Here is a 14,685-nt window from a genome sequence, read left to right on the forward strand (position 1 = left end):
GCATCCCGCCCGTCCGCCGACCTCGTCGCGGACGGGCGGGCCCGGTGCGCCCCAGCCCGGCCGGCCGGGACACACCTCACTGACGCTTCACCAGGGAAAGGCCCATGCGAACGATGTTTGACGACGCGTCGGACCGGACGTCCGCCTCCGGCACACCCGTCACGGGTGGGCAATCCGGCATCTGGCTCGCCCAGCAGATCGACCCGGACAGCTCCGCCTACAACATCGTGTTCTCCCTGGACCTGCGCGGCGACGTCGACCTGGACCTCCTGGCCGCCTCCGTGCGGCGGGCCGTGGAGGAGGCCGAAGGCCTGCACGTGCGCTTCGCCGACGGCGAGGACGGCCCCCGGCAGACGGTCCTGCCCGCCGCTTTCGACGTACCCGTCGTGGACCTGCGCGGCGCCGCCGACCCCGAGGCGGCCGCCGCCGGCTGGATCGACTCCGAGCGCGACCGGCCCGCCGACCTGGCCCGCGGCCCTCTCTTCGCGCAGGCGCTGCTGCGGCTCGCGGACGACCGCGTCCGCTGGTACCAGCGCTACCACCACATCGTCACCGACGGCATGGGCGTCGCCCTGATCACCCGCCGCGCCGGTGCGCTCTACACCGCGGGCGGCGCGGACCCCGCCCCCCGCGAGCGCCGGATCTCCCGCCTCGTGGCGGCCGACGAGGCCTACCGCGCCTCGGACCGCCACCAGGAGGACCGCGCCTACTGGCTCGCGCGCATGGCAGCCCGGCCCGAGCCCGTCCGCCTCGTCGAGCGGGCCGCGGTGCCCATGACGCGCCGGCTGCGCCGGACGTCGGAGCTGTCCGCCGCCGACACCGGCCGGCTGCACGCCGCCGCCGAGCGCGCCGGCACCCGCCCCTCCCGGCTGCTGATCGCGGCCGTCGCCGCCTACCTGCACCGGGTCAGCGGCGAGCAGGACCTCGTCCTCGGCCTGCCGGTCGCCGCCCGCCAGGACGCCGAGTCGGCCGACATCCCCGGCATGGTGTCCAACATCGTCCCGCTGCGGCTGACCGTCCGCCCCGGTACGACCGGTACCGAACTCCTCGCCGAGGTCCGCACGGCCGTCGCCGGCGCCGTCGACCACGGGCGCTACCGCGCCGAGGACCTCGCCCGGGAACTGGGCCTGGCCGACGGCGTGTCCGAACTCGTCGGCCCGACCGTCAACATCCTGCCCCGCCCCGACGGCATGCGCTTCGGCGACCTCGGCAGCGAACTCGACGCCGTCTGGCTCGGCCCCGTCAGCGACCTCGCCCTCAGCTTCGTCGAAACCGACGGCGGCCTCGGCATCCGGGTCCACCTCGACGTCGACGCCGACGTCTGCGACGAGCAGGCACTGCGCGACCACGAGCGCCGCTTTCTGGCCCTGCTCGGCGCCTTCGCCGACGAGCTGGACCGTCCCGTCGGCCGCATCGAACTGACCTCCGCCGCGGAACGCGCCCAGCTCCTCGGCGAGTTCGGCGTGTCCCCCCGCGAGACGGCCGACCTCTCCTGGCCCGCCGCCTTCGAGCAGCAGGTACGGCGCACCCCCGACGCCGTCGCCCTCGTCTGCGAGGAGCGCGAGCTCACGTACGCGGAACTGAACGCCGAGGCCAACCGGCTCGCCCGGCTCCTCGCCGCCCGCGGCGCGGGCGCCGAGGACGTCGTCGCCGTGGCCGTTCCCCGGTCCCCCGAACTCGTCGTGGCCCTGCTCGCCGTCATGAAGACCGGCGCGGCCTACCTGCCGCTGGACGCCGACCACCCGCAGGACCGCATCCTCTACATGCTCGACGACGCCGGCGCGCGCACCGTCGTCACCACCCGCGAGCTCGGCGCCGCGCTGCCGGACGCCCCCGGCGTCACCCGCCTGCTGCTCGACGACCCGGCCGTGGCGGCCGAGCGCGCCGCGCTCGACGCCGGTGACCCGGACCTGCCCATCGCGCTCGACCAGGCCGCGTACGTCATCTACACCTCGGGCTCCACCGGCCGGCCCAAGGGCGTCGTCGTCTCCCACGACGGCGTCGGCAGCCTCGTCGCCACGGCCACCGACCGCATCGGCATCACCGCCGACAGCCGGGTGGTGCAGTTCGCGTCCGTCGGTTTCGACGTGACGGTCTGGGACCTGATCATGTCGCTGTGCGTCGGCGGCCGGATCATCGTCGTCCCCACCGAGCGACGCGTCGCCGGGGCCGCCCTCACCGACTACATCGCGGGCCACCGCGCCACCCACATGATCCTGCCGCCGTCGCTCGTCTCGGCGCTGCCGCAGGACTGCGACCTGCCCGACGGCGCCGTCCTGATCGTCGGCACCGAAGCGGTGCCCAGCGAACTCATCGCCCGCTGGGCCGGCCGGCTCCAGGTCGTCGTCGCGTACGGCCTCACCGAGGCGACCGTCAACTCCACCCTGTGGGTGGCCGAGGCGGACCGCCCGGGCCCCGCGCCCATCGGCGAGCCCGACCCCAACACCCGGGCCTACGTGCTCGACGCGGCCCTGCGCCCGGTGCCCGTCGGCGCCGAGGGCGAGCTGTACGTCGCCGGGCGCGGCCTGGCCCGCGGCTACCTCGGCCGGCACGGGCTCACCTCCGAGCGCTTCGTCGCCGACCCGTACGCCGCCGAGCCCGGCGCGCGCATGTACCGCACGGGCGACCGCGTCCGCTGGGCCGCCGACGGCAACCTGGAGTTCCTGGGCCGCTCCGACGGCCAGATCAAGATCCGCGGCCACCGCATCGAGCCCGGCGAGGTCGAGAGCTTCCTGATGGCCTGCCCGGGCATCGCCCAGGCCGCCGTACTGGTCCGCGAGGACCACCGCAGCGCCAAGCGGCTCGTGGCCTACCTCGTCGCGGAAGCCGGTACGGACGCCGACGCCTCCGTGGCCCAGGCGCGCACCCTGATCTCCGAGGCGCTGCCCGACTACATGGTCCCGTCCGCGGTCGTCCGCCTCGACGGACCGCTGCCGCTGACGCCCAACGGCAAGCTCGACACCCGGGCCCTGCCCGAGCCCCGGTGGACCGCGACCGCCGGCGGCGACGCGCCCACCACCCCCGCGGAGACCGCGCTCGCCGGGCTCTTCGGCGACGTGCTCGGCCTGCCGTCGGTCGGCGTCCACGACAGCTTCTTCGAGCTGGGCGGCGACAGCATCGTCGCCATCCAGCTGGTCAACCGCGCCCGCGAGGCCGGGCTGGCGATCACCCCGCGCGACGTGTTCCGCCAGCGCACCGTCGCGGCGCTCGCCAGGACGGCGGGCGAGGCCCCGGCCGCCGCGCAGGCGGCCCCGGCGGTGGAGCTCGACGAGGACGCGCTGCCCGTCTCGCCGCTACAGGAAGGTTTCTTCTTCCACGCGGAGTTCGACCAGGACGCCGGCGACCTGTACGTCGTCCAGGAGCTCCTCGACCTGGAGGGCACGGTCGACGCCGAGCGGCTGCGCAGCTCCCTCCAGCTGCTGCTCGACCGGCACCCGCTGCTGCGCGCGGAGTTCCGCCAGCTGCCCGGCGGCCAGGTCGTCCAGCGGATACCGGGCCGGGCGGCCCTGCCCTGGCGCGAGGCCGACACGGCCCGCACCCCGCTCGACGACGTCCTGCGCCAGGACCGCGCCGAGCGCTTCGACCTCGGCCGGCCGCCGCTGATGCGCGCCACCCTGATCAAGGACGGGCAGCGCAGCCGGCTGCTGCTGACCCTCCACCACATCATCGCCGACGGCTGGTCGGTCTCCGTCCTGCTGCGCGAGCTGACCGCCGCCTACCAGGGCGGGACGCTGCCCGAGCCGCCCGCCCCGCAGCCCTACCTGGCGTGGCTGGCCGGCCGGGACCGCGACGCCGCGCGCAGCGCCTGGCAGCGGGCGCTCGCCGGTCTGGACGAGCCCACCCGCCTGCTCGGCACGTCCGCCCGCCCGGACGACGAGGGCCCCGAGCCCGCCGCCGCCCCCCAGGACGTCGACGTGCGCCTGCCCGAGGCGCTCACCGCCGGCCTGACCGCGAGCGCCCGCCGCCACGGCCTCACCCTCAGCACCGTCGTGCACGGCGCCTGGGCCCTGCTCCTCGGCGGCCTGACCGGCAGCCGGGACGTCGTCTTCGGCACCACCGTCTCCGGCCGCACCACCGAGGTCGAGGGCCTGGACGCGGCCGTCGGCCTGTTCATCAACACCGTTCCCGTCCGGGTCTCCCTGCGCCCGGGCGAGGCCCTCTCCGAGCTGCTGCTGCGCGTCCAGGACGAGCACGCGGCCCTGCTGGACCACCAGCACCTCGGCCTCGCCGAGATCCAGCGGATCGCGGGCGGCGGGGAACTCTTCGACACGCTCGTGGTCTTCGAGAACTACCCCTGCGGCGACCTGTCCGCCGCCGAGCGGGACGCGCAGGCGCTGCGCGTCACCGGTGCCGAGGTCTTCGACGCCGTGCACTACCCGCTCGCGCTGATCGTCGAACCCGGCGGCGGCCGCCTGTCGCTGCGGTTCAAGTACGACGCGTCCCGGATCGACCAGCAGTCCGTCGCGGCCGTCGCCGACCGCTTCGAGGCGCTGCTCCGGACCCTCGTGTCCGACCCCGCCCGCCCGGTCGCCCGGGTCGCGGTGCTGTCCGGCCGGGAGCAGGAGCAGCTCACCGCGCTGAACGCCACCGCTCGCACCCTGCCCGCCGCGGACGCCACCCTCGCCTCGCTCTTCGCCGCCCAGGTGGCGCGGACCCCCGGCGCCCCGGCCGTCGTCTTCGAGGACACCACCCTCGACTACGCCGAACTGGACCGGCGCGCCGAGGCGCTGGCCCGGCGCCTGCGGGCCCGCGGCGCCGGCCCCGAGCAGTTCGTCGCGGTCGCGGTGCCCCGTTCCGCGGAGCTGATGGTCGCCCTGCTCGGCGTGCACAAGGCCGGCGCCGCCTATCTGCCGCTGGACCTCGACTACCCCGCCGACCGGGTCGCGTTCATGCTCGCCGACTCGGGTGCCCGCACCGTCGTGACCACCGCCGACGCGGCCGGCCGGCTGCCCGCCGTGCCCGGTCTCGCGCACGTCCTGGTGGACCGCGACGAAGAAGCCGCCGCCACCGCGGACGCCGCCGGTCCGGCGGTCACGCCCGCCGGACCGGACCACCCCGCCTACCTGATCTACACCTCCGGCTCCACCGGGCGCCCCAAGGGCGTCGCCGTCACCCACCGGGCGATCGTCAACCGCCTGGCCTGGATGCAGGGCGAGTACGGGCTCACCGCCGACGACCGGGTGCTGCAGAAGACCCCGTCGAGCTTCGACGTGTCCGTCTGGGAGTTCTTCTGGGCCCTCGTCGAGGGCGCGACCGTCGTCCTCGCCCGCCCGGACGGGCACCGCGACCCCGCCTACCTCGCCGACCTGATCCGCACCCGGCGGATCACCACCCTGCACTTCGTGCCGTCGATGCTGGCGGCGTTCGTCCAGGTCATGGAGGCGGCCCCCGGCGCCCCGGCGTGGGCGGCGAGCCTGCGCCGCGTGTTCTGCAGCGGCGAGGCCCTCACCGGCCCCGACGCCGGCCGCTGGCACGAGCTGACCTCCCGCCAGGGCGGCTCCGCCGTACCGCTGCACAATCTGTACGGGCCCACCGAGGCGGCCGTCGACGTGACGTACTTCCCCTACGAGGGGGGCACCGGGCTCGCCGTGCCGATCGGCAGGCCCGTGTGGAACACCCGGCTGTACGTGCTGGACTCCTTCCTGCGCCCCGTACCGCAGGACGTACCGGGCGAGCTGTACCTCGCCGGCGTCCAGCTGGCCCGCGGCTACCACGACCGGCTCGGCCTGACCGCCGAGCGGTTCGTCGCCGACCCGTTCGGCGGGCCCGGCGAGCGCATGTACCGCACCGGCGACCTGGTCCGGCGCCGCGCCGACGGCGCCGTCGAGTACCTCGGCCGCACCGACCGGCAGGTCAAGATCCGCGGCAACCGCATCGAACTCGGCGAGATCGAGGCGGCCGTGGCCGCCCTGCCCGGCGTCGCCCGCGCCGCCGTGATCGTCCGCGACGGTGCCCTCCTCGGCTACGCCGTCCCCGCCGCGGGCACCGTCCTGGACGCCGGGGCCCTGCACCGGGAGCTCACCGCGGCGCTGCCCGCGGCGATGGTTCCGGCGGCCCTCACGGCCCTCGACGAGGTCCCGCTGACGCCCAGCGGCAAGCTCGACCAGAACGCCCTGCCCTCGCCGTCCGTCGCCCCCCGAGCCGGTGGCCGCGCCCCCCGCGACGAGCGGGAGAGCGCCCTGTGCGAGATCTTCACCGACGTCCTCGGCATGACCGGGATCGGTGCCGACGACGACTTCTTCGTACTCGGCGGCGACAGCCTCACCTCGATCTCCGTCGCCACCCGGGCCCGTGAAAGGGGACTGGCCATCAGCCCGCGCGATGTGTTCGAGCACCGCACGCCCGCCGCGCTCGCCGCGGCGGCCGCGAGCGTGCCCGAGGAGACCGCTCCCGCCGCGGCCGGTGCCGCGCAACCCGCCGCCGGCGTGACCGTGTCCGCCGCCGAGGCCGGGCAGGCAGCCGCGGCCCTGCAGGCGGTGCTCGCCCTCCAGCAGCAGTCCGGCGCGGCGGTCGACCCGGCCCTGCAGGCGCTGCTGGCCCAGCTGACCGCCGGCGCCCCGGCGGAGGCGCCCCCGGCCCCCGCTCCGCTCGGCGGACTGGAGCTTTCCGCGCAGGAGCGCGCCCGCGTCGAGGCCGCCGCAGGGCTGCCCGTCGCCGACATCTGGCCGCTCTCCCCGCTCCAGGAGGGCATGTACTTCCACGCCACCTACGACGCGGGCGACGCCCTCGACGTCTACCTCTCCCAGGAGACGCTGGACTTCGACCGCCGCCTGGACGCGGACCGGCTCCGCGCCGCCTGCCGGGCGATCCTGGAGCGCAACGCCAGCCTGCGCGCCGGCTTCACCAGCGACGGCCTGCCCCGGCCCGTGCAGTTCATCGCGGACGGCGCCGAGATCCCCGTCGTGGAGACCGACCTGTCCGGGCTGCCCGCCGACGAGCAGCACGCCCGGGTGGAGGAGCTGCTCGCCGCCGACCGCCGCAAGCGCTTCGACCTGTCGGCTCCGCCGCTGTGCCGCCTCCAGCTGATCCGGCTCGCCGGCGGCCGCGACCGGCTCGTCGTCACCCACCACCTCATCCTGTGGGACGGCTGGTCCGCGTGGCTGTTCCTGGAGGAGCTGTTCACGCTGTACGAGCGGTCCGGCGAGACCGCCGGCCTGCCCGCCCCCGGCTCGTACCGCGACTACCTGGAGTGGCTGGACCAGCAGGACACGGCCCAGGCCGTCGGCGCCTGGCGCGACGCGCTCGCGGGCTTCGACGAGCCCACCCTCGTCGCCCCCACGGGCCGCGACGCGGGCCCGGTCATCCCGGCCGACTTCGACGCCGTCCTGTCCCGGGAGAGCAGCGACCGGCTGCGCACCCTGGCGCGGCAACAGGGCCTGACCCTGAACACCCTCCTCAACGCCGCCTGGGGCCTGGTCCTGTCCGCGATGACCGGCCGCGGCGACGTCGTCTTCGGCACCGCCGTCGCGGGCCGCCCCGCGGACGTACCGAACGTCGCCGGCATCATCGGCATGTTCCTCAACACCATCCCCGCCCGGGTCGCCTTCACCCCGGACGAGCCGCTGCTCGCCCTCCTGCGCCGCATGCAGTCCGAGCGCGCCGGCGTCATGCCGTACGAGTACGTCGGCCTCGGCACCCTCCAGCAGGAGACGGGCCACCGCCGTCTGTTCGACACGCTCTTCGTGCTGCGCTCCGCGGACGGCGAGGACCGCGCCGCGGCGCTCCGCCAGCGCTACGGCATCACCGACGTCTCGAACGTCGACGGGACGCACTTCCCGCTCACCCTGATCGTCACGCCCGAGACCAGCCTGCGCGTCACCCTGGCGGCCCGGCCCGACCTGTTCGACGCGCAGGCCGCGACCACGATCCTGGCCCGGTTCACGACCGTCCTGGAGCGGCTCGGCGAGCTCCTCGCCGCCCCGGACGCCGCGTCCGCCCGTACCGTCGGCGTGGACCTGCTGCTGCCCCCGGAGCGCGCCGCCCTGACGGCCGTGTGGGCCGGCAGCCGCGAGACCGTGCCGGACGAGACCATCGCCGACATGCTGACGGCCCAGGTCGCCCGTACCCCGGACGAGGTCGCGCTGGTCTTCGGCGAGCGCGCCCTGACGTACGCCGAGCTGGACGCGCACATCAACCGGATCGCCCGGCTGCTCCTGGCCCGCGGCGCGGGCCCGGAGCAGGTCGTCGCGCTGGCCCTGCCCCGGTCCATCGACATGGTGGCGGCGCTGTTCGCCGTCCTGCGGACCGGCGCCGCCTACCTGCCGCTCGACCTCGACCACCCGGCCGACCGGCTGCGGATGATGGCCGAGGACACCGGCCCCCTGTGCCTGGTGTCCACCGTGGCCGTCGCCCCGACCCTGCGCGGCGACAGCGGTCCGGCGGCGCCCGAACTCCTCCTGGACGACGAGGCCGTCGCCGCCGAACTGGCCGCCCTGCCCGGCGGGGAGATCACCGACGCCGAGCGACCCCTGTTCGCCCACGACGTGCCGGGCCGCCTGGACCACCCGGCGTACGTCATCTACACCTCCGGCTCCACCGGCCGGCCCAAGGGCGTCGTCACCCCCTACCGGGGCCTGACCAACATGCAGCTCAACCACCAGAAGGAGATCTTCGACCCGGCCATCGCCTCGGCAGGCGGGCGCCGGCTGCGCATCGCGCACACCGTGTCCTTCGCCTTCGACATGTCGTGGGAAGAGCTGCTGTGGCTCGTCGAGGGCCACGAGGTCCACGTCTGCGACGAGGAACTGCGCCGCGACGCGGAGGCACTGGTCGCCTACTGCGACCGGAACCGCGTCGACGTGGTCAACGTGACCCCGACGTACGCCCAGCTCCTCATCGAGGAGGGCCTCCTGGAGCGGGACGAGCCGGCGGGCAGGCACCGCCCCGCGCTGGTCCTGCTCGGCGGCGAGGCCGTGTCCGACACCGTGTGGACGACGCTGCGCCGGACCGAGGGCACCTACGGCTACAACCTGTACGGCCCGACCGAGTACACCATCAACACCCTCGGCGGCTCGACGGCGGACAGCGCCACCCCCACGGTCGGCCTGCCCATCCGCAACACCCGTGCCTACGTCCTGGACGCCATGCTGCGTCCGGTCCCGCCCGGCTGCCCCGGCGAGCTCTACATCGCCGGCACCGGTCTGGCCCGCGGCTACCACGACCGACCCGCGCTGAGTTCCGAACGGTTCGTCGCGGACCCCTTCGGCGAGCCGGGCGAGCGGATGTACCGCACCGGTGACCTCGTCCGGCAGCGGCCCGACGGCCTGCTCGACTTCCTGGGCCGCACCGACGACCAGGTGAAGATCCGCGGCTACCGCATCGAACTGGGCGAGATCGCCGCCGCCCTCTCCGCGCACCCCGAGGTCGCCCACGCGGCCGTCGTCGTCAACGAGAGCACCGGGACCAAGCGCCTGGTCGGCTACTTCGCACCGGAGGACGCCGCGGCGGCCGGGGAGGCCGGGGAGGACCTGCTCCAGCGGCTGCGCGAGCACCTGAAGGCCAAACTGCCCGACTACATGGTCCCGTCGGCGCTCGTCCCCGTCGCCACCCTGCCGCTCACCGTCAACGGCAAGCTGGACGTCCGCGCCCTGCCCGCCCCCGACTTCGCCGGTACGGGCACCAGCCGGGCCCCCCGCACCCCGCGGGAGGAGACGCTCTGCGCCCTCTACGCCGAGGTGCTCGGCCTGCCCGGGGGCAGCGTCGGCATCGACAGCGACTTCTTCGAGCTGGGCGGCCACTCGCTGCTGGCCACCCGGCTCGTCAGCCGGGCCCGTACCGCCCTCGACGCCGAACTCGCGATCCGCGACCTGTTCGAGGCACCCACCGTCGCCGAACTGGTCGAGCGCACGGCCCGCTCCGGGGGCGCCGCCCGCCCGGCCCTGACCGCCGGCGAGCGCCCCGACGAGCTGCCGCTGTCCCACGCCCAGCAGCGGCTGTGGGTCATCCAGCAGCTGGAGAACACCTCCGCCGCGTACAACTTCCCGCTCGTCATGCGCCTGCACGGGACCCTCGACACCGACGCGTGGGAAGTCGCCCTCGCCGACGTCACGGCCCGGCACGAAGCCCTGCGGACGGTGTTCGTGGAGGGCGAGACCCAGACCGTCCAGCGGGTGCTGCCCGCCGAGCGGGCGCGGCCCGTCGTGGAACGGCTGCGCGCCACCGAGGACGAGGTGCCCGGCATCGTCGACGCCGCCGTCAACCGGCCGTTCGACCTCGCCACCGAACTCCCGCTGCGGGCCACGGTCGTGGAGCTGTCCCCGCAGGAGCACGTCGCCGTCCTGCTGCTGCACCACATCACCACCGACGAGTGGTCGGACCGTCCGTTCCTGCGCGACCTGGCCGCCGCCTACGCGGCCCGCACCGGCGGCAGCGCCCCGGAGTGGGAGCCGCTGCCCGTCCAGTACGCCGACTACGCCCTGTGGCAGCAGCGCCTGCTCGGCGACCCGGCGGACGCGGACAGCCTCGCCGCCCGGCAGCTGGACTTCTGGCACACCACCCTGGACGGCGCCCCCGAGGAGCTGGAACTGCCCACGGACCGGCCGCGCCCGGCCCGGCCGGCGTTCACCGGAGCCGAACTGGACATCGCCTTCGACGGCGACGTCCACGAGGGCCTCAAGCGGCTCGCCCGCGAGACCGGCGCCAGCATGTTCATGGTGGTGCACGCGGCCGTGGCCGCCCTGCTCCACCGCATGGGCGCCGGTACGGACATCCCCCTCGGCTCGCCCATCGCGGGCCGCGGCGACGAAGCGCTGGACGACCTCGTCGGTTTCTTCGTCAACACCCTCGTACTGCGCACCGACCTGAGCGGCGACCCCAGCTTCACCGAGCTGCTCGGCCGGGTCCGGGAGACCGACCTCGCGGCGTTCTCGCACGCGGACGTGCCGTTCGAGTCGGTCGTGGAGAAGCTCAACCCGACCCGCTCACTGTCCCGGAACCCGCTGTTCCAGGTGATGGTCGGCTACCACGCCCGCACCGGCGACGCCCTGGAACTGCCCGGCCTGCGCGCCGACTACGTGCCGTTCCGCATCGCCTCGGCCAAGTTCGACCTGGTGTTCAGCTTCACCGAGCACACGCCCGCCGACGGCGGCGCCGGCTCCCTGGGCTGCCGCCTGGAGTTCGCCACCGAGTTGTTCGACCACGCCACCGCCGAGCGCCTCGGCGAGCGCCTCCGCAAGCTCGTCGCGGCCCTGGTCGCCGCACCCGGACGCCCCGTCTCCCAGGCGGAGATCCTCGCGGACGACGAGCGCCGGCTGGTCCTGGAGGGCTTCAACGCCACTTCCCGCGAGGTCGAGGAGGAGTCCTTCCCGGCCCTCTTCGCCCGGCGCCTCGCCGAGCGGCCCGATGCCGTCGCCGTCGTGGACGACGGCCGCACCCTCACGTACGCGCAGCTGGACGCCCGCGCCAACCGCCTCGCCCGGCTGATGGCGGCGCGCGGCGTGCGCACCGAGAGCGTGGTCGGCGTGGCCGTGCCCCGCTCGGCCGACATGGTCGCCACGGTGCTCGCGGCGCTCAAGCTCGGCGCGGCGTTCCTGCCGCTGGACCTGGTCCACCCGGCCGACCGCCTCACGTACATGATCGAGGACTCGGGCGCCGTGCTCCTGGTCGGCACCGAGCAGATCGCGGGGAAGATCCCCGACGTCGCGGGCGTCCCGGTGGTCCTGCTCGACGAGTCCTCGGTGGCCGACGAGCTGGACAGCCTGCCGCAGACCCCGGTCGACGGCGCGCCCGTCGGCCTCGACCAGACCGCGTACGTCATCTACACGTCCGGTTCGACGGGCCGCCCCAAGGGCGTGGCCGTGCCGCACGAGGGCATCGCCAGCCTCGTCGCCACCGCCGTCGACCGGATGGGCCTGGAACGCGACAGCCACGTGCTGCAGTTCGCGTCCATCGGTTTCGACGTCTTCGCCTTCGAGCTGTCGATGGCCCTGTGCCACGGCGGCCGGCTCGTCCTCATCACGGACGGGGCCCGCGTCGCCGGGCCCGCGCTCACCGACTTCCTCGCCGAGCAGCGGATCACCCACATGATCCTGCCGCCGTCGCTGGTCTCGGCCCTGCCGCACGGCTGCGAGCTGCCGGAGGGTTCCACCGTCCTCGTCGGTACGGAGACGGTGCCGCCGGACCTGTTCGAGCGGTTCGGCGCCACGGCCCACCTGATCTGCGCGTACGGGCTCACCGAGGCGACGGTCAACTCCACGCTGTGGCCCGCCCGCGACCACGGCGGCCGCCCCGGCAGCCGGGTCCCCATCGGCCGGCCCGACCCCAACACCCGCTGCTACGTCCTGGACGACACGCTGCGCCCGGTCCCGCCGGGCGTGGTGGGCGAGCTGTACGTGTCCGGCCGCGGCCTCGCCCGCGGCTACCTCGGCAGGACGGGGCTGACCTCGGAACGCTTCGTCGCGGACCCGTTCGGCGCCCCCGGCAGCCGCATGTACCGCACCGGTGACCGCGCCCGCTGGCTCGCCGACGGCAACCTCGACTTCCTCGGGCGCGTCGACACCCAGGTGAAGGTCCGCGGCTTCCGCATCGAGCTGGGCGAGATCGAGGCGGCCCTGGCCGGCCACCCGGCGCTCGCGCAGGCCGCCGTGGTCCCCGACCGCGACGGCGACATCGTCCGCCTGGTCGGCTACGCCGTACCGGAGCCGGGCGAGGTGCTCGACCCGCAGGCGCTGCGCGCCCACGTGGCCGAGCTGCTGCCCGAGTACATGGTCCCGGCCCTCGTCGTCCCCCTGGACGGCCCGCTGCCGCTGACGCCCAACGGCAAGCTGGACCGCAAGGCGCTGCCGGCGCCGGACTGGGCCGCGATGACCGGCGACGCGCTCCCGGCCAACGCGACGCAGGCGCGGCTCGCCGAGCTGTTCTGCGAGATCCTCAAGCTGGAGAAGGTCGGCATCCACGACAACTTCTTCGCGCTCGGCGGCCACTCCATGGCCTCGATGCGGCTCCTGGGCCGCATCCGCGCCGAGTTCGGCGCCGAGCTGAGCATCCGCGACGTCTTCGACGCGCTGACCGTCGCCGGCATCGAGGGCAAGCTGACGGGTGCCGAGTCGGCCCGCCCGGCCCTGCACCCGGCGGCCGAGCGCCCGGACGCGCCGCTCGCGGCGCCCGTCCAGCGCTGGCACTGGGACGCCTTCGGCCGGCACGGCGGCTTCGACCACGCGCTCGTGCTGCGCTCGCCCGGCGGCCTGGACGCGGACGCCCTGTCCGCCGCGCTCGCCGACGTGGCGGCCCGCCACGAGCCGCTCCGCACGGCGTTCACCGAAGTGGACGGGGCGCTGCACCACCGGACCGCCGAGGCCCCGGCCCTGACCCGGGAGACGTGCGAGGACCTGGAGCGCCGCCTGGCGGAACTGGCCGCCGGGGCCCCGCGGCCGGACCGTGCGGCACCGCTCGCGGCCCACCTGCTGACGGCCCCCGGCGGGCAGCAGGCACTGCTGCTGACGATGCACTACCTGGTGGTCGACGAGTGGTCGGTCGTCCCGCTGCTGCGCGACCTGACCGCGGCGTACGCGGCCCGGACGGACGGCCGGGCCCCGGCCTGGCAGCCGCTGCCGGTCTCGTACGGCGACTACGCCCGGTGGGCCCGCGAGGTCCTGGGCGACCTGGACGACCCGGACACCCGGGGCGGCCGGCAGCTCGCCTGGTGGCGCGAGACGCTCAAGGACGTCCCGGCCGCACTGGCCCTCCCGGCGGACGGCCCGCGCTCGTCCTCCGCGGGCGCCGACCACGTCGGCTTCGTCCTCGACGAGCAGCTGCACGCGGCCGTGGACGACCTCGCCCGGGCGACCGGCACGAGCATGTTCATGGTGCTGCACTCCGCCCTGGCAGCGGTGCTCACCGCCCACGGTGCGGGCACGGACCTGCCCATCGGTACGATGGTCGCCGGCCGTACGGACGACCAGCTGGCCGACCTGGTGGGCTGCTTCTTCAACACGGTCGTGCTGCGCACCGACACGGCGGGCGATCCGACGTTCGCGGAACTGCTGGCCCGCGTACGGGAGACCACGCTCAGCGCCCTCGACCGCCAGGAGGTCCCCTTCGAGGAGGTCGTCCGGGCGACCGGCCTGCCTCCGCAGGGCCCGCAGGTCATGGTGATCCACCACGAACAGGCGGACCTGGAGCAGCTGGAGGGCGGCATCGGCTCCCTCGACGCCGTACCCACCGGATCGACCCGGGCCCAGCTGACCCTCAGCTTCTACGAACCGCAGGGGGACGGCCCCGTCCACTGCGGCCTGATCCACGCGACCGACCTGCTCGGCACCGCCAAGGCACGGCGGCTCGCCGACGAACTCCAGAGGCTGCTGCGCACCGTGGCAGCCGACCCGGAACAGCCGCTCTCGGAGCTGTTCACCGCCATGACCGCACTGTCGACGAGGAGTGACAACGCATGACCACCAACCCGTTCGAGGACCCGCAGGGCCGCTTCCTTGTCCTGGTCAACGACGAGATGCAGCACTCGCTGTGGCCGTCCTTCGCGGAGGTCCCCGCCGGCTGGCGGACCGCCTTCGGCGAGGACACGCGGGAGGCCTGCCTCTCGTACGTCGAGCAGAACTGGACGGACCTGCGCCCGGCGAGCCTCGTCGCCCAGCAGGGCTGACCGCCGGCCGTACCTGCGCGCCGCCGCCCGTGGAGACCCTTCTCCACGGGCGGCGGCGTCCGCGCACCCGGGCCGGCACGGCCAGGCCGGAT

At 75.1% G+C, this 14,685-nt stretch carries 2 protein-coding genes; both read left to right on the forward strand.

What is annotated here, in order from left to right; genetic code table 11:
- Positions 1-113 precede the first annotated feature (113 nt).
- Positions 114-14,387, forward strand: a complete 14,274-nt coding sequence (locus ACFWUZ_RS25350; protein WP_384377334.1) for an amino acid adenylation domain-containing protein — start codon at positions 114-116, stop codon at positions 14,385-14,387.
- Complete coding sequence (locus ACFWUZ_RS25355) at positions 14,384-14,593, forward strand: MbtH family protein (RefSeq protein WP_384377173.1); 210 nt, start codon at positions 14,384-14,386, stop codon at positions 14,591-14,593. Before ACFWUZ_RS25350 ends, ACFWUZ_RS25355 begins: the two co-directional genes overlap by 4 nt.
- Positions 14,594-14,685 lie beyond the last annotated feature (92 nt).

The organism is Streptomyces sp. NPDC058646 (assembly GCF_042716875.1).
Classification (GTDB): Bacteria; Actinomycetota; Actinomycetes; order Streptomycetales; family Streptomycetaceae; genus Streptomyces.

Excerpts from the sequence above, each read along its gene's own strand:
- ACFWUZ_RS25350 (WP_384377334.1), top strand. The coding sequence starts at position 114 with ATGTTTGACGACGCGTCGGACCGGACGTCCGCCTCCGGCACACCCGTC.
- ACFWUZ_RS25355 (WP_384377173.1), top strand. The coding sequence starts at position 14,384 with ATGACCACCAACCCGTTCGAGGACCCGCAGGGCCGCTTCCTTGTCCTG.